This is a genomic window from Halorussus litoreus (assembly GCF_003382685.1).
Classification (GTDB): Archaea; Halobacteriota; Halobacteria; order Halobacteriales; family Haladaptataceae; genus Halorussus; species Halorussus litoreus.
Genome location: NZ_KZ859519.1, coordinates 1 through 24,973 on the forward strand (window position 1 = coordinate 1; position 24,973 = coordinate 24,973).

Annotated in this window: 22 protein-coding genes; 12 read left to right on the plus strand and 10 right to left on the minus strand. The window is 67.2% G+C overall.

The window, feature by feature from the left end; translation table 11 throughout:
* Together DPQ64_RS08595 and DPQ64_RS08600 are read right to left on the minus strand one after the other, a co-directional pair.
* Positions 1-685, minus strand: a 685-nt coding sequence (locus DPQ64_RS08595) for a DUF7269 family protein (protein WP_157971643.1), incomplete at its 3' end; no start/stop codon positions are given.
* The gene (locus tag DPQ64_RS08600) at positions 682-1,764 is read right to left on the minus strand and encodes a DUF4129 domain-containing protein (protein ID WP_115863947.1); all 1,083 of its coding nucleotides are present in this window, start codon (positions 1,762-1,764) and stop codon (positions 682-684) included. The genes DPQ64_RS08600 and DPQ64_RS08595, both read right to left, overlap by 4 nt.
* Positions 1,765-1,833: 69 nt before the next feature.
* On the opposite strand from DPQ64_RS08600, the gene DPQ64_RS08605 reads away from it, so the two are divergent.
* Positions 1,834-2,988 carry a M48 family metalloprotease gene (locus DPQ64_RS08605; RefSeq protein WP_115863948.1) on the plus strand — a complete coding sequence of 385 codons (1,155 nt, stop codon included), beginning with the start codon at positions 1,834-1,836 and terminating at the stop codon, positions 2,986-2,988.
* Between the two features lie 63 nt (positions 2,989-3,051).
* Here the strand turns inward: DPQ64_RS08605 and DPQ64_RS08610 are convergent, their stop codons facing one another.
* The gene (locus DPQ64_RS08610) at positions 3,052-3,714 is read right to left on the minus strand and encodes a halocyanin domain-containing protein (RefSeq protein ID WP_198662063.1); all 663 of its coding nucleotides are present in this window, start codon (positions 3,712-3,714) and stop codon (positions 3,052-3,054) included.
* Between the two features lie 3 nt (positions 3,715-3,717).
* Positions 3,718-4,875 (minus strand): multicopper oxidase domain-containing protein, encoded by a 1,158-nt coding sequence (locus DPQ64_RS08615; protein WP_115863950.1) that lies wholly within the window; start codon positions 4,873-4,875, stop codon positions 3,718-3,720.
* A 177-nt stretch (positions 4,876-5,052) separates the two neighbouring features.
* Between DPQ64_RS08615 and DPQ64_RS08620 the strand changes: the two genes are divergently transcribed.
* The 3 genes from DPQ64_RS08620 to DPQ64_RS08630 all read left to right on the plus strand — a co-directional run bounded on the left by DPQ64_RS08620 (position 5,053) and on the right by DPQ64_RS08630 (position 8,243).
* Entirely contained in the window at positions 5,053-5,430 is a 378-nt protein-coding gene (locus DPQ64_RS08620) for a winged helix-turn-helix domain-containing protein (RefSeq protein ID WP_115863951.1), read from the plus strand.
* Positions 5,427-5,735 (plus strand): DUF7521 family protein, encoded by a 309-nt coding sequence (locus tag DPQ64_RS08625; protein WP_232820523.1) that lies wholly within the window; start codon positions 5,427-5,429, stop codon positions 5,733-5,735. The genes DPQ64_RS08620 and DPQ64_RS08625 overlap by 4 nt, the downstream gene beginning before the upstream one ends.
* Positions 5,736-6,392: 657 nt before the next feature.
* Complete coding sequence (locus DPQ64_RS08630; RefSeq protein ID WP_115863952.1) at positions 6,393-8,243, plus strand: ABC transporter substrate-binding protein; 1,851 nt, start codon at positions 6,393-6,395, stop codon at positions 8,241-8,243.
* A 273-nt stretch (positions 8,244-8,516) separates the two neighbouring features.
* Here the strand turns inward: DPQ64_RS08630 and DPQ64_RS08635 are convergent, their stop codons facing one another.
* Entirely contained in the window at positions 8,517-9,272 is a 756-nt protein-coding gene (locus DPQ64_RS08635; RefSeq protein WP_115863953.1) for a DUF7504 family protein, read from the minus strand.
* Between the two features lie 220 nt (positions 9,273-9,492).
* On the opposite strand from DPQ64_RS08635, the gene DPQ64_RS20015 reads away from it, so the two are divergent.
* A complete protein-coding gene (locus DPQ64_RS20015) occupies positions 9,493-9,630 on the plus strand; it encodes a DUF7503 family protein (RefSeq protein WP_449272261.1) in 138 nt (45 codons plus the stop codon).
* Here DPQ64_RS20015 and DPQ64_RS08640 read toward each other — a convergent pair.
* Both DPQ64_RS08640 and DPQ64_RS08645 read right to left on the minus strand, forming a co-directional pair.
* Positions 9,627-11,927, minus strand: a complete 2,301-nt coding sequence (locus DPQ64_RS08640; RefSeq protein WP_115863954.1) for a hypothetical protein — start codon at positions 11,925-11,927, stop codon at positions 9,627-9,629. The genes DPQ64_RS20015 and DPQ64_RS08640 overlap by 4 nt on opposite strands.
* 36 nt (positions 11,928-11,963) lie before the next feature.
* Positions 11,964-13,835 carry an alkaline phosphatase D family protein gene (locus DPQ64_RS08645; RefSeq protein WP_115863955.1) on the minus strand — a complete coding sequence of 624 codons (1,872 nt, stop codon included), beginning with the start codon at positions 13,833-13,835 and terminating at the stop codon, positions 11,964-11,966.
* Positions 13,836-14,011: 176 nt separating this feature from the next.
* On the opposite strand from DPQ64_RS08645, the gene DPQ64_RS08650 reads away from it, so the two are divergent.
* Both DPQ64_RS08650 and DPQ64_RS08655 read left to right on the plus strand, forming a co-directional pair.
* The gene (locus DPQ64_RS08650) at positions 14,012-14,458 is read left to right on the plus strand and encodes a universal stress protein (RefSeq protein WP_115863956.1); all 447 of its coding nucleotides are present in this window, start codon (positions 14,012-14,014) and stop codon (positions 14,456-14,458) included.
* 504 nt (positions 14,459-14,962) lie between these two features.
* Entirely contained in the window at positions 14,963-16,006 is a 1,044-nt protein-coding gene (locus DPQ64_RS08655) for a hypothetical protein (RefSeq protein ID WP_115863957.1), read from the plus strand.
* A gap of 23 nt (positions 16,007-16,029) precedes the next feature.
* Here DPQ64_RS08655 and DPQ64_RS08660 read toward each other — a convergent pair whose 3' ends face one another.
* Both DPQ64_RS08660 and DPQ64_RS19190 read right to left on the minus strand, forming a co-directional pair.
* A complete protein-coding gene (locus DPQ64_RS08660) occupies positions 16,030-17,625 on the minus strand; it encodes a PAS domain S-box protein (protein ID WP_115863958.1) in 1,596 nt (531 codons plus the stop codon).
* A gap of 324 nt (positions 17,626-17,949) precedes the next feature.
* Positions 17,950-18,120: a hypothetical protein gene (locus DPQ64_RS19190; RefSeq protein WP_198662064.1), complete on the minus strand. Its 171-nt coding sequence runs from the start codon at positions 18,118-18,120 to the stop codon at positions 17,950-17,952.
* Positions 18,121-18,286: 166 nt separating this feature from the next.
* Between DPQ64_RS19190 and DPQ64_RS08665 the strand changes: the two genes are divergently transcribed.
* Entirely contained in the window at positions 18,287-18,682 is a 396-nt protein-coding gene (locus DPQ64_RS08665) for a HalOD1 output domain-containing protein (RefSeq protein WP_115863959.1), read from the plus strand.
* A gap of 10 nt (positions 18,683-18,692) precedes the next feature.
* Here the strand turns inward: DPQ64_RS08665 and DPQ64_RS08670 are convergent, their stop codons facing one another.
* The gene (locus DPQ64_RS08670) at positions 18,693-19,469 is read right to left on the minus strand and encodes a hypothetical protein (RefSeq protein ID WP_115863960.1); all 777 of its coding nucleotides are present in this window, start codon (positions 19,467-19,469) and stop codon (positions 18,693-18,695) included.
* 137 nt (positions 19,470-19,606) lie between these two features.
* On the opposite strand from DPQ64_RS08670, the gene DPQ64_RS08675 reads away from it, so the two are divergent.
* From DPQ64_RS08675 to DPQ64_RS08690, 4 genes are all read left to right on the plus strand, one after another.
* Entirely contained in the window at positions 19,607-21,448 is a 1,842-nt protein-coding gene (locus tag DPQ64_RS08675; RefSeq protein ID WP_115863961.1) for a MutS-related protein, read from the plus strand.
* A 289-nt stretch (positions 21,449-21,737) separates the two neighbouring features.
* Positions 21,738-23,162 (plus strand): dihydroorotase, encoded by a 1,425-nt coding sequence (locus tag DPQ64_RS08680; protein ID WP_115863962.1) that lies wholly within the window; start codon positions 21,738-21,740, stop codon positions 23,160-23,162.
* A 95-nt stretch (positions 23,163-23,257) separates the two neighbouring features.
* Positions 23,258-23,479, plus strand: coding sequence for a hypothetical protein (locus tag DPQ64_RS08685; RefSeq protein ID WP_157971644.1), 222 nt, complete (start codon positions 23,258-23,260; stop codon positions 23,477-23,479).
* A gap of 134 nt (positions 23,480-23,613) precedes the next feature.
* A complete protein-coding gene (locus tag DPQ64_RS08690; RefSeq protein WP_115863964.1) occupies positions 23,614-24,939 on the plus strand; it encodes a hypothetical protein in 1,326 nt (441 codons plus the stop codon).
* Positions 24,940-24,973 lie beyond the last annotated feature (34 nt).

The window sequence follows — 24,973 nt, forward strand, 5'->3', positions numbered from 1 at the left end:
CGGCGGGCGCGACGCGACCGCCGCCGCCCGCGCGAGCTTCGATCTCCGCGACAGCCCGGCTCGCCCAGCGCTCGAACCGCTCGCCGCTGGCCCAGTCGCGGATGCGGACCCCGAGCGGGGCGCGGTCGACCCCGGCGAGGAACGCGGCGGCTCGCCGGTCGTCGGTCCACGTCCCGTCGGCGATCAGCCTCGCCGCAGTTGCGCGGTCGCAGTTCTCGAAGTCGGCGACCACGTCGACCGCTATCGTCCGGACGCGGTTCCGCGCGTCGCGGCGCATCGCGGCAACGTCGTCCGCGGAGTGGTCGTCGGGGTCGGTGCCGAGCGCGCGGTCGACCTCCCTGCCGGCGGTCCTGACCTCGTCGTAGTGAGCGCGCTCGGGCGACCGGTTCGGAAACCACGCGTCAGTCTGCTGTTCGTCGTCGGTGGCGCGGCGGTCGTCACCCGAAGTTCGGGTCGCGCTCTCCCGAAGGGCCGCCGCTGCGAGCAGGGCCGCCGTCGCGGCGAACAGCCCGACGACGACCTGCGAGCCGAGCACGCGCGAGACCGGCCGGAACACAGACTCCGGGAACAGGCCGGGGAGGAAGACGACGCCGAGCGCGACCACCAGCGACGCCACGCCGACCGCAGCGATTGTGCGTCGTCGCCGGAGGTATTCGACAATCCGGCCCAGTAACCGCGCGATCACTTCCGGTCACCCCAGTGTTTCCGGAGTCCGTCGAGCGCCTCGCGGGCTGCCTCGGTTCGGTCCGAGCGCGACAGGTCGCCGTACCTGACCTCGCGGAAGGCGTCGGTCAGCCGCCGGACCGCGTCGTCGGGGTACCCCCGTTCCATCGCGGCCCGGGCGAACTCCCCGGGAGTCCGGGATTCGGCGTTGCGGAGCCGGACGCGCTCGGTCAGGGCCTGCCACGCCTCCTCGACGGTCGGCGGGGCCGAGTCCGCGGGCTCGTCCGCGCTGTCGGACGCAGACGCGGACTGGCTTCCACCGCTTCCGCGACTCCGGCGACCGATGCTCGGGAGGCTCGCGTTGCCGAGCGACGAGAGCAGGCCCGCGCCGGCTCCGAGTCCGGCGAACGCTCGCGGGACGGCCGACAGGGTCGCGCCGAGACCGCGGGCCCCGATTCGGAGCGCGTCGCCGGTCCCGCGGGCGAGGCCGCCGAGGACGGTCGAGAGGCTCCCGCCGAACGCGCGGGTCAGCGCCGCGGCGTCGTCGAGGACCCGCGGCACCGACGCCGACAGGCCGACGACGAGCCCCATCGTCCGAGCCGGGACGCTCCCGACCAGTTCGCCGACCGGCGTTCCGTTCACGGTCAGCGTGGCCGGGGCCGCACCGGCAGTGTTGGAACGCAGCCCGAGGAATCCCGTCCGGAACCCGACCGCGGCGAGTCCGCCGAAGAGGATCAGGACGGCAGAGAAGACGGCCAGCGGGCCGTTGCCGTCGCCGGACTGCTCGATGGGCGTCTCGGTCGTCGTGGTCGCGTTCGTCGTGGTCTCGGTGGTTTCGGTGGAGCTGGACCCCGACCCGTCGCTGGCGTCGCTCGATGGCGAGGTCGTTCCGGCGGGGTCGGCGGTTCCGGTCGTCGCATACCCGTCGGGCAAATCGTCGCCGGAGGGGTCACTGTCGGGGAGTCCGCCGTCGGCGGGAGCGGGGGCGCCGCCGGTTCCGACGCCGGAGGGCGCGGTTCCGAACCCACCTGCGGGGAACAGCGAGGCCGAGAGGGCGACTGCGAACACGCAGAGGACCGCGAGGGCGGCGCGGCGTTGCACGGCTGAGACGAAAACTTTCAGTCAGATATATCTTCCTCTCTGTCATAGGCCCACACAGTTTACCCCGCAATGTCCCGCACCTCCGATATCCTCTCGCCGACCGCGTCTCTCGACTCCGGGACCGACTCGGACCTGCCCCGCCGGGTCGCGGTCACGCTCGCGCTCGTGCTCGCCGCGGACGCCGCATTCGTCGCGGTGTTCGCGTTCCTCGCCCGCCCGTGGCTCGCCCGGCTGCTGGGCGACCCCGCGGGGTTCGGCGCTTCCGGTTCCGGCGACCCGACCGGCGCTCTCGGACTGCTCGGCTGGCTCGCGGTGCTCGCGCTAGGCACGGCCGCGCTCGCGTGGGCGCAGCTCCGGTACGTCCACCGGGAGTCGCTCGCGGTAGCGGACGCCCGGCCCGTCTCCGAATCGGAGTATCCCGACCTCCACGCCCGACTGGAACGACTCGCGAAGATCGCAGACGTGCCGGCACCGGCGGTCGCGGTCGCGGAGACCGAGGTGCCCAACAGCTTCGCGGTCGGTGGTATCGGGGGTGAAGCCACGATAGTCGTCTCGCGCGGGCTACTCGACGCGCTCGCGGACGACGAACTCGACGCCGTGCTGGCCCACGAACTCGCGCACCTCCGGAACCGCGACGCCGCGGTGATGACGCTCGCGACGTTCCTCCCGGCACTGGCGAACGACGACTACTCGGTGTTCGACGGTGTCGCCACCCCCGGCGCGCGCAAGTTCGGGCTGGCCGTGCTCGCGCTCGTCGGCTACGCGGTCAGCACCGCGCTGGTCCCCGCGCCAGCGTTCAGCGTCGCCTCGCTGCTGGCGTTCGCGGGCTTCGTCGCCTTCACCGTTCTGTTCGGCGGTGCAGCGCTCGGCGTGCTCGCCATCCCGGCTATCGTGCTCGCGGGCCGGCTCTCGCATCTCCGGGAGTTCGCGGCCGACCGCGCCGGCGCGCTGGTGGCCGGCGACCCCGGCGCGATGGCGAGCGCGCTCGAAACGCTCGACGGCGAAGTCTCCGAGCGGCCGACCGAGGACGTGCGAGCGAGCGGGATTCGGGAACTCTGCTTGCTTCCCCACGGGATCGCCGACCGAGGCAGTGACGCGAAGAAAGGGGAGCGCGAGGATCCGCTCGCGGGCCTGCCGCTCGACGTGGAGACCCATCCACCGACCGACGAGCGCGTGGCTCGACTCCGAGACCTCGCCGCGGAAGGTCGCGACGCGTATCGATAGGGAACGCGTGTCGGTAGGGAAAACGGAAGTCCGAATTCGTGTCGAGCCGAACCAGCCGAGCTCTCAGTCCGGCCGGTCGGGGTCGCGCTTGAACAGGACCAGCCCGAACGCCAGCGGTGAGAGCAGTCCCGCGAGAATGCTCCCACCGATGGCGAGTTGGCCCGTGGTGAACTGAGAGGCGAGGCCGCCCTCGGATTCCGACGAACTCCCGTCGCTCGAACTCGCCGAGCCGCCGACCTCCACGTCGCCGACGACGACTGCGCCCCTCATCCCCATCGTCGCGTGGGGCGTGCAGACGTACTTCGTGACGCCCGCTTCGTCGAACGTCTGCTCGAAGGTGAACCCTTCCTCGTCGGTCTGCTCGCTCTCGAACGAGCCGTCCTCGGCCGAGACGTTGTGTATGCTTCCCTGCCCGGTCCACTCCCAGACGACCGTCGTGCCGGGGTCGACCCGAACCGCAGCGGGGCCGAACGCGAAGTTGCCGTTGTTGCCGCTCGCACCGACTTTTACTGTGACTTCGGACTCGCCGGTGCGGTCGACCACGCCGTCGTAGTTGCTCACGCCCTCGAACCACGAGCCGAGGTCGCCACCGGACTGTGCGGCGGCCAAATCCCCGACCGCTGGCGCTGTGGCGACCGCCGCCGTGCCGAGGGCCGCGCCGCGCAGCATCGTCCGCCGGGAGACGGCCCGCTCCAGCGAGCGGGATTCAGATGATTCTGCTCGCATGGCTTACCCCTCGTAGCCGGCGTACTCCATCAGATTGGCGAAGATGTCGCTGTCCATGACCTCCTCGTACACTACCCCCGTCAGCATCCCGCCGGGGTACGTCCGGCCGTTCATGACGTGGTTGACCTTGTGGCAGTGCATCAGGTAGATACCGGGGTCGGCGTCCGCGGTGAACTCGATGGTGTGGCGCTCGGCTGGCGCGATGTTGGTCACGTCCATGTCGTGACGCGCGGCCTCAGGAATCGTGCCGCCATCCTTCTCCACCCGCTGGAACCGGTGGTTGTGGATATGCATCGGGTGAGACATGTACCCGCCGTTGACGAGGTGGAGTCGAACCGTCTCGTCCTGCTTGACGATGATCGGCGAGCCGTCTTCGGGGTGGAGCGTCCGGGGCGCGGACTTCCCGTTGACGGTGAACACGTCGGGGTTGCGCTTGCGCGGGTTGTAGCTCGCGCTCTGTCCGGCCATCATCCGGGAGAGCGACGAGTCCCACTCCTTGACCGTCATGAAGTACTCCTTGTCGGCGGGCTCGTACCCCTTCGGGTCCACGCGCAGAATGCCGAACATCCCCATCTCGATGTGACGCGGCGTCTGGAAGTGACAGTGATAGAGGTGGGTGCCCGGCACGTTCGCGGGAATCTGGTAGGTGTGCTTCTCGCCGGGGTCGACCGTGATGCCGGTCGTGGTCGGCACGCCGTCGTTCTCCCACTTCTTCTGAACGCCGTGGAAGTGGACGGTGTGGGCGCGCTTGCCGTCGGTGTTGTCGAGCGTGACCTCCATGTCCTCGCCCTCGGTCGTCCGGAGGATGGGACCGGGAACGCTCGGGTCGCGGTCGTCGGCCTGGAACGCCCAGACGCGCGGGAGTTCGACCGGGCCACCCATCGTGTCGAGCGGGTGGACTTCGTGCTTGGCTGGCAGGGTCGAGAGCGTCACTTGGCCGCCCTGCTCGTCGACGTTCACGATCTCGGGGGGACTGGTCGTGGGGAAGTCGGATTCGGACTGCATAGCTTGTTGATCCTGCTGGGTCGCTTGCTGGGACGTTCGTTGGTCTCGACCGCTCGGTGCCGCACAGCCTGCGGCCGCGGCGAGTCCACCGGCGCTAGTCGCCTTGAGGAAGTCGCGTCGAGAGGGTCCGTTCCCGGGGGCTCCGATTTGGGTCATTGGTACAGGTCGAACTTATGGGGGCTACTTAAAGAGCGGAGGCGGTGGTTCCCAGTTGCTGGGACGCCACCGAATATGTTCGGCAGTGCGTTCGACGTCTCGGTGAGTCTGGACGAGACCGCCCCTAGCCGTCCGAGTCGAACGAATTATGTACCGGCTGTCGGAAGGTGGAGACGGATGGTTCGAGATCCGACGGGGTTGGAGGACGGCCCCGACCTCGAAGCGGTTCTCGACGCCCTCGACGACCCGGACTGCCGGTCGATCGTGACGCACCTCGACGAACCCATGACAGCCAGCGAAATATCGGACGTCACAGACGTGCCGCTCTCGACCGTGTACCGCAAGCTCGAGGCGCTGAGCGAGGCGTCGCTCCTCCGGGAACTCACGGAGGTCCGGAGCGACGGCCACCACACCTCGCGCTACGAGGTCGACTTCGAGGAGGTGGCGGTGTCGCTTGACGAGAACAACGACCTCGACGTCTCGGTGTCCCGACCGGCCCGGTCGGCCGAAGAACGCCTCGCGGACATGTGGTCGGAGGTGCGCAGGGAGACGTGACGGTCGCACTGGCCCAGTCGGCGGGCGAACCCACCTCCGTCACGACGCTCGTGGTCGCGCTGAAGACCGTCACGCTCGTGCTCGGCGGGCTCATCACGTTCTTCGCGCTCAAGGCGTACCGCCGGACCCACTCGCCCGCGCTCCGCGCGCTTACCATCGGGTTCGGCGCGGTCACGCTCGGTTCGATGGTCGCCGGCGTGCTCGACCGACTGCTCCTGACCTCGACCGAGTTCGCCCTGGTCACCGAGAGCGCGCTGACCGCGGTCGGCTTCGCGGTCATCCTCTACTCGCTGTACGTGGACTGAGTGCGTATCGGCGGTCGTGGTACGGTTCGGAATCGTCTTTCTCCCGGGTGCGCTGGAATCGGCTTTCCACTATGAGGCATTGGGATTGAGTTTCGATCTGGAGCACAAAGACCGACTTTTCAACCCGGCGCGTGCTGGCGCGCCCTCGTGGCGCGCCAAACCGCGCGAGGTCTGCGCTCGCTCCGCTCGCGCAGGCTCGGCAGTCACAGCCCCGCAGGCCGGAAGCCGAGCAAGACCGTCTGCCGGTGGCCGAGACGCGCAGGCGACTGGGGAGGCCCGAGGTCCGCGGTCGCGGTTACGGTGCGGTCACGCCGAGGCGCAAGCAGTAGCTCGCTCGGACTCAGCCAACAATCCAAGGACCACGAAGCTAGCTACTGCCGAGGCATCGGAGTCGGCGCAGCCTCACACCTCCCCAACCTCCTCGTTCACTCGCTACGCACGCTCACTCGCTCCTCGCGCGCGTTGCTCGCGCGCGTCGGCCGTGGAATCACGATTCACGCGTAGTTCAGCCACGGTCGAGTTGGGTTAGCTCGCCAGCCCATTTCCATTTGGACAGGTCCGGCAAAACACGCGACGGAGCGGTCGGTTTTACCAACTGCCGAATCTTGTATAATCGATAATTAGGTACAAATGTCTCTCCGTTGTCCTTCCATCCGCATGTCCGAGAAATCCAACATGTCGCGGCGGTCGTTCCTCAAGACGACCGGGGGAGCGGCAACGGGTGTAGCGATGGCGGGAACTGCGGCCGGGCAGGACACGACCACGCAGGAGGGCGACGATGGCGGCCAGCAGACCACCACGCAGGACAGTGGGGGTGGCGAAGGCGGCACGCTCAACCTCATCAACTCCACGATGACCACGCTCGACCCGATCAAGGCGACCGACACCGCGTCGGGTCGGGTCATCCAGCAGGTGTTCGACCCGCTGATGAACTATCCGGACGGCGCCATCGAAGTTCAGACCCTGCTGGCACAGGGGTACGAGACCTCCGACGACTTCACCACGTACACGTTCAACATCAAGCAGGGGGCGCAGTTCCACGACGACTACGGCGAGGTGACCGCGCAGGACTTCGTCTACTCGTGGGAGCGACTTGCAGCCTCCGAGGAGTCCCGACGGGCGTACTTCATCCTCGAATCCATCGGCATCCAGCACGAGACGGAGACGGTCACCGAGACGACCGGGGAGGGTGACACGCAGGAGCGAGAGACGTACGTCCCCGGAACGCTCGCGGTCGAAGCCGTGGACGACTACACGCTAGAGGTGAACCTCGCCGAGCCGTTCCACGCGACGCTCCCGATGCTCGCGTACACCGCGTTCGCGGCGCTCCCGGAGGGCATCGTCGGTGACATCGAGGGGTACGACGGCGAGATGGAGTACCAGCAGTTCGCCACGAGCAACCCCATCGGAGCGGGGCCGTTCCAGTTCGAGACGTGGCAGTCGAACGACGAGGCCGAGGTGTCGCGGTTCGACGACTACCACGGGCAGGTTGCGTCGGTCGACGCGGTGAACTGGCGCATCATCGAGGACGACAACGCTCGGTACACCTACGCGATGAACCGCAACGCCGACTACTTCCCCATCCCGACGCCGTTCTACGACCCCAATCTGGTCAACGTCGAGGAGACCGACGATCTCGGTCGCGAGACGGGGACGTACGGGCCGGTCCGCAACGGCGCGACCGTGAACTACCTCGCCGTGGCGACCATCAACGCCTTCTACATGGGCTTCAACACGGCGCAGGTCGAGAAGCCCGCGCGGCAGGCCGCGGCGTACGCGATGAACCAGCAGCAGGTCATCGAGCAGATCTTCAAGGGTCGCGGACAGGCCGCGTACCACTTCACGCCGCCGAACATCTACCCCGGCGGCCCGGACGAGTACACGACGCACGCGGAGAACAACTACCCCTACGGCTACAACACGACCCAGCTCGATCAGGCCCGACAGGTGATGGAGGACGCGGGCTACGGCCCGAACAACCAGTACCAGTTCACGTTCACCATCTACGAGGGGTCGGACACGTGGCAGCAGGTGGGCCAGCTCCTGCGCGACCAGCTCGCCAGCGCCCACATCAACATGAGCATCGAGAGCGCGCCGTTCTCGACGCTGCTCCAGCGCGGGCGCGAGGGTAACCTCCAATCGTACTCGCTGGGCTGGGTCATGGACTGGCCCGCGCCGGACAACTTCCTGCAGCTGCTCAACCCGCCACAGACCGACACGTCCCAGCCTGCGCCCATCTCGTACGTCAACTGGTCGGACACCGAGGCGGCCCAGCAGGCCATCAGCGCGTGGGAGCAGATCCAGAACAACCCCGCGCCGACCGACCAAGCCGAGCAGGCGCGCAACGAGGGCTACGTCCAAATCGAGGAGGCCAACTGGGAGGACGTCGCGTTCCTTCCGGTGTACCACGAGACCGACGAACGGTTCTGGTACGACAACGTCGACATTCAGGCGTTCGGCGGTGCGGGGCCGAGCCGCCAGATGTACAACGCGACCGACCTCGGGTAAGCCGACGAAGTCGGGCGACCGTCGCGTCGGGCGGTCGCTCGCGGACGGTCGGTCGGGGCCTTCGAACGGTCGGCTTCCGGAAACCCCGAACGGTCGGCGTTAAACCCCGCGCCGGGCTGGCGTCCCGGCGCAGCCGTCTCGGCTGCGCCGGGACGCCAGCAACGGGTCCGATTCGAGGAGCGAGCCGTGGCGAGAACGCAGAGCTGAAGCGACGGGGAAGGAAGGGAGAAGCGACGAGCCGACTGGAGAAAAGCGACGAGTCTGGCCGCGGCGCTACAGCGGCGTCCACTCCGTCTCGATGTCCAGTTTCGGGACGCGCCAGCGCTGCTGAGCGTCGTGGTCGTGCAGTTCGGGGTCGAGCGCCCGGAGTTCGACGGCCGCGTCCACCGCCGGGAGGAGTCGTCGGACAGCGTCCGCGTCGTAGCCCCGCGGGAGGACGTAGTGAGCCATGGCGTCGTGCGCGCGGACGCGGTCGCCGACGGCTTCGAGACACTGCTCGACCACGTCGACGTCGTAGTGGTCGAGTAGCGGCGCGAGCGAGTCGATGCCGACCCGGAGGTCGGCGGGATCGAGTCGGCGTGCGTCGGCCGCCACGTCGTCGATGGTTCCACACAGCGCGGACTCCAAACCTGCCAGTCCGGGGTCTGCGATGCGGGTCTCCTCGATCCCGGCGAGCTTCGGTGAGGTGGACGAACTGACGCTCGCGGTAACCGACCGCGGCGTGCCCGCGTGGTTCAGCACGCGCGTCGTCTCGGCGAGTGGACGCGGAGACGCCGAGGCATCGGGGAGTCGATCGGCGACACTACCCGGGGTGGCGTCGGTGACCGCGAGCACGCGGTGGCGCGTCACGTCGTCGTCACCGAGGAGTTGGCTGCTCGCCCGCGTGAACAGCTCGCGGGAGGTGTCGCCGACCACGAGCAGCGCGCAGCCGGTCGCCTTCAGCTCGTTCAGGTGGTTCAGAAACCGCTGGAGGTCGTCTGGTGGTGCGCCGTCGTCCTCGCCGCGATAGGTGCACTCGCTCGTCGCCATGGCTCGTTCGTGTTAGGTTGTACAATGGTCGCACCATAAATTTTCCGTTACATACGGTTAGATGCGAGTATATTTTCGACCGCCTTCTGCCCACGAATACTAAGTCGCTGGGCGTGGTCCGGTACTGTAGCCCACAGCTATCTTTCAGTTTCTCTCATTTTATTACTATAGGTAAACTTTAGAAAATTAGATAATAACGCGTGTCGGATAGTATATTGCAATGGCACAGTCAACAAGTGTTAAAGACCGGCTCGCAGAATATCCAAGAATTATGGGCGCGCTTTTTACGATTACCTGTCTTCTTGTGCAAGCAGGAGCTGTGGTCGCATCTTCAGGGTCGCCAAAAGCAGGCCCCTAAAAATCCAGGAGCGTGCCAGCTCGAGTGAGCTGACCATCAACGAGTATTGGCTCCGAACTGTCGAGGGTTTGCTGGAGTAAATCGAACGTAGACTTCTTCTCGTAGCCCGTCCCAGTTGCGACATAAAAGTACTCGTATTCCTCCAAGTGCGGCCTGTAGATTGACCCGGCGTTATAGCCTCGTGCTGGATACGCGTGTGGTTCAACTACCACTTCCCCAGAATCTGAACGAATATCTGAGACCTCATATATTGTCGGAACGCCGTTTGCACACTGCGCAATTGTTACGCCAGGGTCGCCGAGAACAACGTAGTCACCACCAAGTGAAGTGCGATCTCTAACTATTCTCATCACGTGACCGATATTGAACCCGTGATAGAACAACCATGCTAGCGTCTCACCCACCTCCACTGCTCCCGAATTCCAGAGATCTGCGAGACTCACAATTGCGGCTCTCGTCCCAGCCTTCACGAGTTCGAGGCCTTGGTCGTGCGAGCGACAGCCGTTGAGTAGCACTGTCTTCGCGCCGGTCGAGTCGAGCGTCCCGGCGTCGAGGATGCCGTCCGGACACTGGAATCCCAACCCGTCGATGTGGCCCACGAAGTGGAACATGTCGCTGTCGCGGGCGAGCAGGTCCCGCAAATCGTCGGTCTCGACGCCGAACTTGCATGTGACGTTCGTGCGCAGGTCGTCGCGGGCGGCGTAAATCTCGGCGGCCGAGTCGAACTCCTCGCGCATCTCCTCGTCGTTGCAGACCACCGTTATCTCGACCGCGCCGTCCTCCGAGGTCGAACGCTCGTGCTCGAACGCCTCGCGGACGAGCTTCGTCCCCTGGACCGGCGTCCGGTCGCCGACCCACGCCTGCTCCAGCGCGTCGACCTCCGGCAGCGGGATGTACTCGCCGACTTCGGGCACGCCGCGGGCCGACCGCTGTTTCGCTCCGTCGGCGTCCGCATCGGTCTCTGCGTCCGCATCGATCTCTGCGGTTCCTCCGCTCTCGCCGTCCATGTCGGTCTTCCCGTCCGACGTGGCTCCCGGTCCGTTGCTCCGTCGGAACTGGTCGCGCGTGCCGGCCGACCGAAGCAGGTCGCCCTCGCGCGCGGCCCCGTTCCGGACGAACGAATCGAGCGCTTCCTCGGTCTGTCGCTGGCTCTCGGTCGGCGTCCACGGCTCGCCCTCGCCCGCCTCGACGTGGACGACCGACAGGTCGTTGACGACGTACGGCAGGAGTTCGACAGCCTCGGGGTCCGGCCGGACGTGAGCCACCCGGTGCCACGGCGACTCGATGGCCTCGACCGCGTGGTCTGGCACTGCGAGGTACGACGCGAGCCGGTCGGCGGGCGACTGCTCGTATAGCGCGGCGAAGTCGAGGTCCGCCCCCGAGTCAAGTCGGGATTCGAGCACCGTGCGCTCGTGGAGGTCGTCGGGGTACAGCCCCTCGGTCCGGACCACGCAGTCGAGCAGGAACACTCGCTTGAGGAGCGACTCGACCGACTCGCTCACCGCCGCGACGTTCTCGCCGAGCGCGCGGTCGACGCCCGATTCGGTGGTCAGCCGGGCGCGCTCGCCGGGCACCACGTCCGCGCCGAGGTAGTACGCCAGCGGCGCGACCGCGTAGACGTGGCCGTACTCGGGCGGAATCCTGATGGTGACACCCGTTTCGGGAGCGCCGAGGCCGTCGGGAATGTTCAGTTCGTCGCCGCGCTCGACGCGGGGCGGATGCCCGCGCAGGGTCGGCCACGCCACCTCGGGCGAGGTGGTCTTGAGTGCGGAGGGGAACGCCGAGACGGCTTTCATCACGGCTTCGGGATCGTCGGGCACCGTGATGGTTGCGGCCGGGGCGTTGTGGTACGACCGCGCGCCGACCTCGACGCGCGTCTCCTCGCCGAACGCGATCTCGACCCCCTCGCTGGTCACGTCGACCGCCATCGACCCCTCGAACCGGAGGTACACCTTAATGTGCGAGTGGAGTTCGAGCAGGTAGTCGTCGGCGGGGAACGAGCGGTCCGTCGGGAGGTCGACGGCCACCCGGTGGTCACCGTCCGGCGTCCGCACCTCCATCGGTATCATGTGCGGAATCCGGAGCCGACTGCACCGTATCTCGCAGGCGGTCTCGACGGGGAAGGCGAACCGCTCCGTGTCCGCGTTCGTGGGGTCGACCGGGCGGTCCGTGTGCAGCGAGAAGTGCCGGGTCTCGATCGGGTCGACCACGTCGAGACCGGTTGCGTCGGACAGCCGCGCGAACGTCGGATGTGTCGATGCGATACTGACGACCCCCTGACCTGTACGTGGGGTCACAGTCCCTCGTTAAAAATCCTCGGTCGAGGACTCGAATTAACCGCCTTCACCCCCGTCGTCCACGCGCTCCATCTCGGTACTCCCCGCGGGAACTCGATACCGACGCAGGAGTCGCTTCGGAACGTCGGCCGAGTCCCGCTCCCGGTCGACCGCGTACGCCGAGTACACCGCTTCGTCGCGCGTGATCTGGACTGTCGCGTATCCCCAGTGATGGCTGTCGAACCACTCGACGTGGGGGTTCACCGCCTGAAGCCCCGCGACGACGGCCTCGGTGTCGGGCAGTTGCCCGGACTCGACGAGGTTGTCGCTGCTGATTGCGGGAGCCATGAACTCGATTCCCACGCGGTCGGCGTCTTCGGACGGACTCTCTGCATCCTCAGTCAAGTCCGCTGCGTCATCCCCGAGTCCGTAGTCGCTGAGCAGGTAGCCAGCGAGGTAGCTGTGCATGTCACCGGTCAGCGCGAGGAAGTTCTCGACGCCCGACTCGCCGAACCCCGACAGAATCTCCCGGCGCTCGGAGCGGTAGCCGTCCCACGCGTCGGCGTTGACCCGGGCGTCGCCGTCGCCGACGAATCGGAACGCCGACGCCAGCACCTCGTTGCCCCAGAGCGTCCACCGGGCGTTCGACTGGGTCACCGCCTCGCGGAACCACCGGCGCTGGTCGCGCCCGAGCATCGTCCGACCGGGGTCGGCGACCGCGTCTTCGATCGGGGTGGACGCCCCGGAGTCTTCGGTACTCGGTGGAGGCGACCGGTACAGGCGCTCGTCCGTCAGAAACAGCTCCGCGAGGTCGCCGAACCCCAGCGACCGGTAGAGCCTGAACTCGTCGTGGAGCGCGTCGGGAGCGAGGCCGTCCCCGCCGCTCGGTTCGTACGTCACGCGCGCGGGGACGTATTCGGTGTACGCCCGGATGGCGTCGACGTACAACTGGCGCATGAACTCCGGGTCGTCGCCCCGCGGATGGCTGTACGTCTCGGGCGCGTTCGTATCGTAGTTCCACCAGCGGTCGTTGACCACCTCGTGGTCGTCCCAGACGTGGATCATCGTGTGGTTGGCGAGCGCTCGCCGGAGGTTCGGGTCCGAGCGGTACGTCCGGTAGAGGTGGCGGTAGTCCGCGAGGTCGGTGGCCTGTTCCGCGCCGCTCGGCAGGTCGATGGACCGGCCCTCGACCCCGTCGCCCGCGTCCTCGTAGATGAAGTCTCCGAGGTGGAGGAGGAAGTCGGCGTCCTCCTCGCCGACATGGGCGAACGCCCCGAAGTAGCCGTCGAGGTAGTGGTTGCACGACGCGATTGCGAGATCGAGCGAGGCGGGGCTGGCGTCCGGTGCGGGGAGCGTGCGGCACTGTCCGACCGTACTGGCCGCGCCGTCGTGGACGAACCGATAGGCGTAGCGGGTGTCCGGGTCGAGTTCGCCGTCCACGTCGACCGTCGCGGTGTAGTCGCGGTCGGAGCCGAACTCGGCGGACGGGACGGTGCCTCGGAACGCAGGCTCGTCGAAGGAGTCGTCGGCCGCGACCTCGACGGCGAGCGGGGTCTCCCCGTCGTGGGCGTCGGAGTCGACGCGGGTCCAGAGCAGGACCCCGTTCGGGGTGGGGCCGCCGCTCGCGATTCCGTGGGGGAACACGGCTTCGTCGCCCTGCTCGCCGTCACCCTGCCGGTCCCTCCCCCGGCTGTCGACCTCGAACGCGACGTCGTCGGAGGACGGGTCCGCCGTGAGTCGCACGGCGGCCGCGTCCTCCGCGGAGAGGGCCGAGAGCGCGCCGCCGAGGGTGGCCCCCGCCGCGGCCCTCAGCAGGCTCCGGCGGGTTTCACGCGGTTCGTCGCGAGTGTGGGCTTCCTCTCGGCGCGTGTCGGGGTCGTCTCGGCGCGTGTCGTTTTCCTCTCGGGCGTTCGCCGGGTTCTCTGTCACGCGACGAGTCACGCCACGGACCGGTAAAAATTCGCTGGCAGAACGAATCGCGGGAGAACGCGACGGAACCAACAGGGAGAACGTGCCGGGATCGACGGGGAGCACGTGACAGAAAGTAGTCAGAAACCCGGAATGTATCCCCTTTATTTATCCCGGAGACCCTTCATGGCACTTCTATGGAGCGCGCACTTGCAGTCGTGGACGCGGACGAGTCGTCGAAGGCACTGGTTCGGGAAGCAGGCGAACTCGCGGCGGCGGTCGGGGCGGAACTCGTCGTGATCCACGTGACGAGCGACGAGGAGTACGAGGAGATGCGACAGAAGATGGAGCGCATCCCCGACAGCAGGGTGCGGTACTCGGCCAAGCAGGCGGTCGAGGGAGCCGAGCAGTTCGCCGCCGACGTGGGTCGCGAAGTGCTGGAGGGCATAGACGTGTCGTGGGAGGCGCTCGGCAAGGTCGGCGATGCCCAGACGGAAATCCTCGACGCGGCGGCCGAACAGAACTGTGACCACCTGTTCGTCGCGGGCGAGAAGCGCTCGCCCACCGGCAAGGCGCTGTTCGGCGACATCACTCAGGCGCTCATCCTCAACTTCGGCGGGGCCGTGACGGTGGTGACGGAGTAGGATTCGCTACGGCCTTCGCGGTCGTGGGTGCTGTTGTCGCGGTCGCGGACGCTGTTGCGGTCGCGGACGCTGTTGCGGTGGCGGTCGCGGTTCTCATCGGCTCAAGATGAAGTAGCGTTCGCTGTCGCGGGTGCTGCTGCGGTTGCGGTTGCTGTATCATAGATATCGGGAATGGCTACGTTCAAGTAGCGGACAGGATTGAAATCTAAGTCCTGAAGCTAGCCACTGCTTGAACCGAGGCGTGACCGCACCGCACAGTACGGCGACCGCATAGCACCTCAACCGCATAGCACCTCAACCGCATAGCACCTCAACCGCACAGCACCTCAACCGCACAGTACCGCGAGAGCCTCTCAGGCCCCCAGTCTCGGTGGTCGCATAAAAGCGACCACCTCCCTCGCGCGATGTGGCGCGACACGAAGTGAACAACTCTCCTGGAAAATCGACCAAAACCCGATTTCGCAGGGGACAACGACTATCCCGGTCGCGGTCCTCGGGTCAGATATGAGTCTCTACGAGCAGGTTGCCGACCTCCCGCTCACGGTCGAGTCCGTCGAGTACGAGCGCCGCGAGCGCGAGACGACCAAGTTCACGCGGGCGACGACCGTGGTCTCCCTGTCCGGTCCGGGCGAGGACGGAGACAACCGTGGCGCGGGCGAGGACGTGACCTACGACGCGGACCTCCATCTCATCCCCGACGAGTTCGACCTCGCAGGCGAGTACACCATCGACTCGTTTTCGGAGACGGTCGACTCGCTCGATCTGTTTCCCGGCACAGAGTCCGCCGAGGTCGACGACCACTTCCGGCACTACCGCCAGTGGGCGTTCGAGAGCGCCGCGCTCGATCTAGCGCTCCGACAGGCCGACACTCACCTCGGGGCCGAACTCGGCCGAGCGTACGACCGCGTGCAGTTCGTGACCAGCCCGCCGCTGGGCGACCCGCCGAGCCTCGATCGCGTCGCCGCGTGGCGCGAGCGCGACCCCGACATCGAGTTCAAACTCGACGCGGACGACGGCTGGACCGACGACCTCGTGGCCGAGCTCGCCGACGCGGGCGTGCGCGTGGTCGATCTTAAAGCTCTCTACGAGGACAGCGAGGTCGCGGGGAGCGCGAACCCTGCCCTCTACCGCAGGGTGGCCGAAGCGTTCCCCGACGCGATTCTGGAGGACCCGGCGTGGACCGACGAGACGGCGACCGCGCTGGATTCTGCCCGCGAGCGCGTGTCCTGGGACTTCCCCATTACCGGCGTCGAGAGCGTCCGAAACCTGCCGTTCGAGCCCGCGTGGCTGAACATCAAGCCCTCCCGATTTGGCTCGCTCTCCTCGCTGCTCGACACGATCGACTTCTGCGAGGAGCACGAGATTCAGATGTACGGCGGCGGCCAGTTCGAACTCGGCGTGGGTCGCCGACAGCTCCACCTGCTGGCGTCGCTGTGCTACCCCGACTCGCCGAACGACGTCGCGCCGACCGAGTACAACGACCCCGACCCGCCCGCGGAGCTTCCGGGCAGCCCGCTGTCAGTCGGCGAGGTCCGCGGGTTCCGATAAATCGGTCGGCGACGCCAGCAGACTCAGGCCGTCGAAATCTCGAAGCGCGCGCCCGGCCGGTCGCTCTCATCTCTCACGCCGCTCCCACTCTCGCTGTCCGTGACGCCGACGTCCCACTCGTGGGCGTCGACGATGCTCTTCACGATGGAGAGGCCCAGCCCCGACCCGTCCTCGGCCGTGGTGTGACCGTGCTCGAACACCTTCTCTCGTTCGTCCTCGGGGATGCCTGTCCCGTCGTCTTCGACGAAGAAACCGTGATCCAGCGAGCCGACCCGAACGGTGACGCTCTCGCCCGCGTGCTCGACGGCGTCGTCAGTCTTCGACTGACTGCTCGTGGAACCGTGTTCCACGGCGTCCTCGCGAGTGTGCGAGCGAGGGCTTGTCGAGCCGTGCTCGACGGCGTTCCGGAACAGGTTTTCCAGCAGTTCCTGAAGTCGACCGCCGTCGGCCTCGACGTCGCCGAGGCCGTCATCGACTTCGAGGCTCGCGTCGCCGGTCGAGACGGTCGACCACGCCCGCCGGACGACGGCTTCGAGGTCGACCTGCTCGGTGTCGTCGACGTCCTGACCCTGGCGAGCCAGTTTCAGCAGGTCCTCGATGAGCGACTCCATCCGGCCGAGGGCGTCCCCGGTCTTCTCGAAGTGGTGGTCCTCGCCGGTCTCGCTGGCGAGTTCGAGGTGGCCCTGTGCGACGTTGAGCGGGTTGCGGAGGTCGTGGGAGACGACGCTGGCGAACTCTTTGAGCCGCTTGTTCTGGCGCTCGACCTTCCGCTTTCGCTCGCGGCGCTCGGTCACGTCGCGGGCCGACCCGAGGTACGCGAGGTGGCCGTTGTACGTGATGGTCTGCACGCTGAGTTCGACGTAGCGCACGTTGTCACGCTTGCCGCGGACGCGCAGCTGGTAGTGGTTCCTGGCGTCGTCGTCGATCTCCCGGTCGGCGAGGAGCTGGCGGACGCGCTCGCGGTCGTCCTCGTGGACCAGGTCCCAGACCGCCATCCTGACGAGCTCCTCTCTGCTGTAGCCGGTGAGCTCGGTGCATCGGTCGTTGACGAACTGGAACCGGCCATCGCCGTGGATGAAGATGGCGTCGTGGCTTCCTTCGACGAGGGTCCGGTACTTCTCCTCGCTCTCCCGGAGCGCCGACTGGGAGTCGATGCGGGAGATGACCTCGGTGACGTGGGACATCAACAGTTCCGCAAGTTCGAGGTCGTCCGCGTCGAACGCGCGGGCCTCGCGCGAGCCGGCCTGGAACACGCCGTAGTCGCCGAGCGGGACGCTGAGGATCGACCGGTACTGCTCCTGTACCGGTTCGGCTTCCTCCATGGTCCGGACGTCCGGGATGACGAACGACTCGCGGTTCAGGAACGTCCGGCCGGCCAGCCCCTTGTCGGCTTCGAGAGCGTCGTAGCCGTCGTTGGGCATCTCCGAGGAGGTCGCCTTCGGGACGAGATAGCCGTCCTCCTCGACGTCGATACCGCAGATGTCGAACTCGAGGATGCCCTCCGCGGCGTCGACGCCGAGACGGTACACCTCCTCCTTGGAGTGGCAGGCCTCCATCTCGGAGGCGACCTCGTGTAGCTCCTCGATCTTCCGCTTTTCCTCGCGTAGCTGTTCACTCATTGTTCGTGTTCAATTCTCGTTGCCGGACGGACGGACCGACCTCCCGCGCGCGAACGCGTCGGAGACCGCAGCCTCTGGAGGGGAAGACGCTGCGGGCTCCAAACTGAGAGATGCACCCAGTAGCGAATTTTCACACAGGGTGTTCGGTTAATCCAATCCATCCAGTCCTCACTATGCTCGCCAAGACACCCCACCCTTAAAATAGATGCTGTTCACCGCCGAACTACCGGCAGTCGTCGCCGACCTCGCGCACGGTCTCGTCCGAGAATGAGATTCGGGAGTTGGTACCGGATCCCGAACGCCGCGCCCGGGTTTCGGAACCGGTCACCACTTCGTCTGTCCGTCGTCGGTGACCTCGCCGAGCCACAGCAGGTGCGCGTACGGAACGAACGCGAGGAAGTCACCGTTCCCGTCGTGGAGTTCGACGCCGGTTTCGCCCCGTTCGTACTCCTCGCACGGGATCTGCTCGCCGTCGGAGATCTGAGCTTTGTACATCGACCGTACCGGCAACGGCGGCGGACAAATGGCTGTCGGCGGGGCGGACTCCTTCGACGGGAGCCGTCCGCGCGCGGAATTTTTGTTGACGCGATGCAGTAATTGCGGTACATAATTGACGGAAACGAAAAGTGAGTTTTTCACCAGTTCGTGGACTGTACAAGCTATGGGGGATCGGAACGAAAGCCGTAACGAGAGAGACGTCGGACAAGAGGACGATAGAACCAGCGAACAGCGCGACGCGGACGACGCCGACGGCGAACGCGGGGCGGGGGACGACGACCGGATCTACCACCGGAAAGTCACTCCCGACGCCGAGGAGGCCAACCAGAGCCTGCTCAGACTGCTCGCCAACGTCGAGAACTGCGAGGTGACCGATCTGCCGCCGCTATACGAGCAGATCGACCACATGGTCGAGCACCTGTTCACGCAGCCGCCGCCCGACGACGCGCAGGCCGAACTAACGTTCTCCTATCACGGCTACCGCATCGAACTGGATCAGACGGGCAACGTCTCGCTCATGAAACTCGCCGAGCGGACGCCGGTCGAGTCCGAGGAGTGAGTGGTCCGCGTTATCCGGAGCGGACCACCGAGACTGCCCTCCCGAGCGCCCACGCGAGGCCGAACGCGACTGCGGTGATGACGACGTGGTTGCCCACGAGGCTCACGACCGCGCCGATGGCGTAGGCCGAACTGTCGAGGTCGGGCGTCAGCGTCCCGGCGTACAGCTTCGCGGCGTACCACGCCGCGAGCACGCCCGCCGCGAGGTAGGGCGCGCGCCGCCCCGCGACGCCGACCGGACCCGGGGCGTCGAACTCCCGGAAGACGTCGGCCCGAAACGCCACCGGGACGTAGAGGAACACCAGCGCGTACACGAAACTCGAACTCAGGACGCTCTCGGCCCCGCCGGCGTACCGGCCGACGATGACCAACACGACCGACACCGCGAGCGTCAGAAACGAGTACATGAACACGGCGTAGCCGAACACGTGGAGGTACGCGCCGTGCTCGCGCGCCCGGGCCGTGCAGCGATAGGCGCTCCGGATGGCCGCGAACGACGTGAGCAGGAACAGCAACAGCACCGCGCCGACCGGCCCGCCGGTCCCTTCGCCCATCGACTGCTGGAATCGCATCAGATACACCGCGAGCGCGCCGAACACGCCGATGGTAGTGAACAGCTGGTGATTCGAATCGAGGAACTCCTCCAGCGACGGCGGACGCTCGGGGGCCTCGGCAGCCGCAGGGCGCTCGCGAGTTTCGTCGTCGCTCCCGGTGTCGGCGTCGGCATCGACGCCGGCGTGTGCGAGATCGTCGTCCTGCCGCGCCGCGAGCGCTCCCCAGCGACCCATGGGTAGGCCAGTCCGACCGAGTCGTATAAAGGCGGCGTGAGCCGTTCCGGACAGGTCCGCCGTCTGTTCAATTCGCTCCGACCCGCACTCAGTCACGTTCTGCAACCATTAAGAGGCGGGGGCGCCACCCCTCGGATATGCGACTGGAGGAGTACTGGGGCGTCGGGCCGAAGACCCGCGAGCGCCTCGAAGCCGACCTCGGCACCGAGCGCGCAGTCGAGGCCATCGAGTCCGGCGAGGTCCGGACGCTCGTCTCGGCGGGGCTCTCCCGGGGTCGAGCGACCCGCATCCTCCGGCGGGCCAACGGCGGCGAGGGGATGGCGGTGCTGTCGACCCGGGACACCCGCGCCGTCTACAAGGAACTGCTCGACGTGGCCAGCGACTACGCGGTGACCGAGGACGCGGCCGACCGCATCCGGGTGCTGACGCCGCTGATGGACCGCGAGACGGCCGGGGACCGACTGGACGGCGTGATGGCCGCGGTCGAATCGTGGCGCCAGTTGGACAGCGGGGCCCATCGCGCCTCGGAGACGAGCGGTGGAACCGCGAATGCCACCCGCGAAGCGGTCCTGACGGCGTTCGCGGAGAACGCCGAGGACGACGCCGTCGGCGGGGAGGAGGCCGCGGTCCGGACGGTGCTGGCGCTCCGCGAGGCGGGACTCTCCGAGGGCGCGTTCGCCCGAATCGCAGACATCGACCGCGACGACCTCGAAGCCGCCGCGGGCGCGCTCCGCGATCTCGACGGCGGGAACGTGGCCCGCGGCGTCGACGACGAACTGGACGACCTGCGGGACTCGCTCGACGGCGTCGAAGCCCTCTCGGCGGACTCGCTCGACGCAATGGCCGAGATTCGTGAGGAGGCCCGCTCCGGCGCGGAGTTCTCCGAAGTCGTCATCGACTACGTGTCGAGCGAGACAGACGCCGGCTACCAGCGGGTGCGCGACGCCACGCCCGACGAGGCCGCCGACGCTACGGACTTCGTGAACGCCACGCTCCGTGAGTTGGTCGCCGATCTCCGGGAGACCGTCGAGGAGCGCGAGCGCTCGGTGGCCCGGCGGCTCAGGGGCCGCATCGCGGAGACCCAAGAGGCCATCGACGCCGCGTCCGCCGCAGTGTCGGACCTCGCGTTTCACCTCTCGCTGGCTCGCTTCGCGGTGGACTTCGACCTCTCGCGGCCCACGTTCGTCGAGTCGGGCTTCGCGGTCCGCGGAGCGCGGAACGTCTCGCTGGTCGCCGGCGGTGAGGAGGTTCAGCCGGTGAACTACGCGGTGGGCGACCACGACGTGTTCGGCGGCGACCCCGCCGCGCCGGCGGACTCGAACGCGCACGCCGGCCCCTCACCACCCTCGGGCGACCGCGTGGCCGTCCTGACCGGCGCGAACTCCGGCGGGAAGACGACCCTGCTGGAGACGCTGTGCGGGGTCGCGCTGCTCGCCCAGATGGGCCTGCCGGTGCCCGCCGAGCGCGCGGAGGTGTCTATCTCGGACGACATCGTGTTCCACCGGCGACACGCTAGCTTCAACGCGGGCGTGCTAGAGTCGACCCTCCGGAGCATCGTCCCGCCGCTGACCGAGGGGTCGAACACCCTGATGCTGGTCGACGAGTTCGAGGCCATCACCGAGCCGGGGAGCGCCGCGGACCTGCTCCACGGCCTCGTCCGGCTGACGGTCGACCGGGGCGCGCTCGGCGTGTTCGTCACCCACCTCGCGGACGACCTCAAGCCGCTTCCGGAAAAAGCGCGCAAGGACGGCATCTTCGCGGAGGGGCTCGACCCGGACCTCGACCTCGTGGTCGACTACCAGCCCAGATTCGAGACGGTCGGCAAGTCGACGCCGGAGTTCATCGTCTCGCGGCTACTCGCCAGTTCGGACGACCGCGCGGAGCGGGCCGGCTTCGAGACGCTCGCCCGCGCCGTGGGCGAGGAAGCCGTCCAGCGCACGCTCGACGATTGGACGCCGGAAGCAGGCACGAGCGACTGATCGGGGGTTTTGGACGTTTAGCAAGGGACTGTTCAGAAACGCGGGACCAGTTCTCAGCTTCGCTCGGTGGATCAAACGTCATCCTGGTGGACTGAAAGGGCGAGGGCGGTCGGCAAACCCCGGCGATGCAAGCACTGCAGCGACCGAAGGGAGCGAAGCGCGCAGCGAGCCGCGGGAGCCGAGCGGCCGAGGGCTTTCGAGGCTAATACTGCAGTTCTCGCTTCTCATTAGAACACAACTGCAGTGCTCCGGGGATAACTCTAAGTTTCGCTGCTATGTGTGGTGTGGTATGAACGACCATGCCGACCTGCGAGTCGTGAACGCGCGCGTCGTCACCCCGAGCGGCACCATCGACGGCGGGGTCGCGGCGGCCGACGGCGAGATCATCGCTGTGGGTTCGGACCGCAACCTGCCGGACGCCGACCGGACTATCGATGCCGAAGGCAACTACCTCATTCCGGGCTTCATCGATCCGCACGTCCATTGGGGGCTCTCGCGGTACGAGTACGAGTACCACGAGGGGCTGGCCCACGACTTCGAGACCGAGACGCGCGGGGCGGTCCACGGCGGCGTGACCACGGTGGTCAACTTCCTGCTCCAGCCAGACCCCTACCTCCCGGACATGGACTTCTTCCGCGAGGTGGGCCGCGAGAACTCCTACATCGATTTCGCGTACCACGCCATCGTCCACCAGGACCACCACGTCGACGAGATCGATGGGCTGGCCGAAGAAGGAGTCCGCTCGTTCAAGGTGTTCTTCAACTGGTACAAACACGCCTCGCCGGAGCTGGGAATCGACCACTCGGACGCCGGACGGGTGTACAAGGTGCTGGACAAAGTGTCGGATATCAACGACGGCGTGGTGATGTTCCACGCCGAGAACGAGGATCTGGCCCACGAGCGCAGACAGGAGTTGCAGGAGGCGGGCCGCAACGACCTCGAAGCGTGGTCCGAGTCCGCGCCGAATATCTGCGAGGCGATGCAGATCGAGCAGATCGGCAGGCTGACCGAGTACACCGACTCCAGAGCCTACATCGTCCACATGTCCACGGGCGAGGGCGTCGACATCTGCGAGCGATTTCAGGAGCAGGGGGTCAACCTCCACGCCGAGACCCTGCCCGCGTTCCTCGCCCACACCAACGACGAGGATCTGGGCGTCTGGGGCAAGATCTCGCCGCCGCTCCGTGGCGAGGCGAGCAAGAAGCGCCTCTGGGAGGGGCTGCGCAACGGCACCGTCGAGTACCTCGGCACCGACCACTGCCCGCACAAGATCGAGTTCAAGGAGAAAGAGGGCGGCAAGTACGGCGACATATGGGACGCGATTCCGGGCGACAACAACGGCATCGAGTACTTCCTGCCGGTGATGATGAGCGAGGGCGTCAACGAGAATCGCATCTCGATGGAGCGACTGGTCGAGGTCGCCTGCGAGAACAACGCCAAGCGCTGGGGGCTCTATCCCCGGAAAGGCGCGCTCGCGGAGGGGTCGGACGCCGACATGGTGATCGTCGACCTCGAAAAATCCGCCGTCGTGGACGACGACTTCTACCACACGATGGAGCCGCGCTACTCGACGTTCCACGGCGAGGAGCTGACCGGCCTGCCGACCCACACCATCGTCGGCGGTGAAGTCGTCGTGGAGGACGGCGAGCTACAGGTCCAGAAAGGCGGTCGGGAGTATCTGGCGCGAGGGCCGGAGGGCGTGGTGCGGAACTGACGGTCCAGCCGTCTTTCGTTCGACCGGCGGACCACCAACGCTGAAGCGACCGGCGGACCACCAACGCTGAAGTAACGACACAGTCGACCACGAGTATGGCTGGAACGAGACCGATGCTGTTCGGTATTGCAGTGATTCTCGCGAGCGGGTTCATCCTCGTCCACGACGCTATCCGGTACGGATACGAGTTAGGTCCGGTCACCGGAATCGCTCAATGGGGTCTGCTGGGCGGGCTCGCGATTAGTTTTCTCGGACTGCTCTACGGCACCGCGAGTGCGACTCAGTCGAAAGAAGAGGAGACATCGGCAGAGCAGTGATCCGATAGACCGGCCGTGGCAGTTGCGAGTTCCCTGCAAGGCCGTCTACGCTGACGCGTCGGAAGGGTGTGGATTTTGCTCGCTATCCACAAGACATTTGCTCGACGCCCAACCAGTCTCGGCCAACGCCCTCCATGCCCTCCCTCACTCGCAGACGCCTCCTCGGCGGTCTCACAGGCGGTAGCGCGCTCGGCTTCACCGGATACCGGTTCCTCCCAGCGAACATCCTCCCGTCACCCCTCCTCGAACTCCGGACCGAGCGCATGTCGATTCCCCAAGTCGACACGTCGCTACCCGTCGCGCCGAGCGCGCTCGACGACTCCCGGGACCACCTCCGGGACGTGATCGACCGCGCGGAGACCGCGTGGAAGGGAGTCGAGGACTCGGACGTGCAGACCCAGAACGAGGAGTTCGACCGGAATCTCGGAAGTACGCTCGACGCCGCCCGCGAGCAATTTGGCGAAGCCGAGGGAGCCGACCCCACCACGGACGCACTGCGGATCCTCCGACTCGGCGTGAACCGCGCGGCGTGGTCGCTGGGAGCCGCGCGAGCCATCGCGGACGACTACGAGGTCGCGGCGTTGAACGAGCGGTCGACGGGCCTCCACCACGACGGGAACGAGTTCGCGGACGCGACGAGCTACGAGGTCGTCGACCCGCGGCGCGGCCTCGCGTATCTCCACCGGACCGAGCGCGCGCTCTACTTCGCCCGGATGAAGGCGTACGGGCAGGTGTACCTCTCCGGCGAGCAGGTCGCCAAGGAGGAGTACGACTACCGCGAGGCCGTCGAGGCCATCCGCGGCGCGATAGAGGGTCGCCGCTGGCTCGGCGACGCGCGGGCCATCTACGAAGCCCACCGCGCGAACGTCGACGAGGCTGACGCGGGCGAGACCACCGACCTCGAAGCCCACCTCGACGAGACCTGGCGGAGTGTCGCGGACCGCATCGAGAGCGAGTTCCCGACCCGCGACGCCGCAATCGAGCGCTTCGCCGAGCGCGCCGACGAGGGCGCTCACGAGCGGGCGGTCACCGACGTGCTCCACAACGGGCTGTTTCAGGCGTACGACGCGCGGCCACCGAGACAAGGGCTCCGAAACGGGCTGCTGGCTCGCGCCGCGGTCGAGCACGCCAGAGCGCTCCAGCACGGCCGGGCCTTCCAATCTGCGATGGAACGACTCGACGGGGCGTTCGCCGACAGCGGGGTCGACGCCGCGCTGGCCGCCGGCACGAAGCGCGAGGCCGTCCGCCGACTTCGGAACTTGCTCGACGACTCGGGCGACCCGCTCACCCGCGCGCTCGCAGAGCGTCCGCGCGAGGAGATCGCCATCGGCGACTGGCCGTACGAGTTGCAGGGCCCGCGCGACTCGAAGCATCCCCACGCCGAGGCGTACGCGATGTATCTGCTCGCGGCCGAGACGCTCCGGCACACTCCCGACGTCCGAGGTGTGCTACTGCCCTAAACGCTCCCGGCCGACCCGGGTGCCCACCGCTGGA

What these genes read in the sequence shown, in the direction of transcription:
- DPQ64_RS08605 (WP_115863948.1), top strand. Translation starts at nt 1,834, where the DNA reads ATGTCCCGCACCTCCGATATCCTCTCGCCGACCGCGTCTCTCGACTCC.
- DPQ64_RS08610 (WP_198662063.1), bottom strand. Translation starts at nt 3,714, where the DNA reads ATGCGAGCAGAATCATCTGAATCCCGCTCGCTGGAGCGGGCCGTCTCC.
- DPQ64_RS08615 (WP_115863950.1), bottom strand. Translation starts at nt 4,875, where the DNA reads ATGACCCAAATCGGAGCCCCCGGGAACGGACCCTCTCGACGCGACTTC.
- DPQ64_RS08620 (WP_115863951.1), top strand. Translation starts at nt 5,053, where the DNA reads ATGGTTCGAGATCCGACGGGGTTGGAGGACGGCCCCGACCTCGAAGCG.
- DPQ64_RS08630 (WP_115863952.1), top strand. Translation starts at nt 6,393, where the DNA reads ATGTCCGAGAAATCCAACATGTCGCGGCGGTCGTTCCTCAAGACGACC.
- DPQ64_RS08635 (WP_115863953.1), bottom strand. Translation starts at nt 9,272, where the DNA reads ATGGCGACGAGCGAGTGCACCTATCGCGGCGAGGACGACGGCGCACCA.
- DPQ64_RS20015 (WP_449272261.1), top strand. Translation starts at nt 9,493, where the DNA reads ATGGCACAGTCAACAAGTGTTAAAGACCGGCTCGCAGAATATCCAAGA.
- DPQ64_RS08650 (WP_115863956.1), top strand. Translation starts at nt 14,012, where the DNA reads ATGGAGCGCGCACTTGCAGTCGTGGACGCGGACGAGTCGTCGAAGGCA.
- DPQ64_RS08655 (WP_115863957.1), top strand. Translation starts at nt 14,963, where the DNA reads ATGAGTCTCTACGAGCAGGTTGCCGACCTCCCGCTCACGGTCGAGTCC.
- DPQ64_RS08660 (WP_115863958.1), bottom strand. Translation starts at nt 17,625, where the DNA reads ATGAGTGAACAGCTACGCGAGGAAAAGCGGAAGATCGAGGAGCTACAC.
- DPQ64_RS19190 (WP_198662064.1), bottom strand. Translation starts at nt 18,120, where the DNA reads ATGTACAAAGCTCAGATCTCCGACGGCGAGCAGATCCCGTGCGAGGAG.
- DPQ64_RS08665 (WP_115863959.1), top strand. Translation starts at nt 18,287, where the DNA reads ATGGGGGATCGGAACGAAAGCCGTAACGAGAGAGACGTCGGACAAGAG.
- DPQ64_RS08670 (WP_115863960.1), bottom strand. Translation starts at nt 19,469, where the DNA reads ATGGGTCGCTGGGGAGCGCTCGCGGCGCGGCAGGACGACGATCTCGCA.
- DPQ64_RS08675 (WP_115863961.1), top strand. Translation starts at nt 19,607, where the DNA reads ATGCGACTGGAGGAGTACTGGGGCGTCGGGCCGAAGACCCGCGAGCGC.
- DPQ64_RS08680 (WP_115863962.1), top strand. Translation starts at nt 21,738, where the DNA reads ATGAACGACCATGCCGACCTGCGAGTCGTGAACGCGCGCGTCGTCACC.
- DPQ64_RS08685 (WP_157971644.1), top strand. Translation starts at nt 23,258, where the DNA reads ATGGCTGGAACGAGACCGATGCTGTTCGGTATTGCAGTGATTCTCGCG.
- DPQ64_RS08690 (WP_115863964.1), top strand. Translation starts at nt 23,614, where the DNA reads ATGCCCTCCCTCACTCGCAGACGCCTCCTCGGCGGTCTCACAGGCGGT.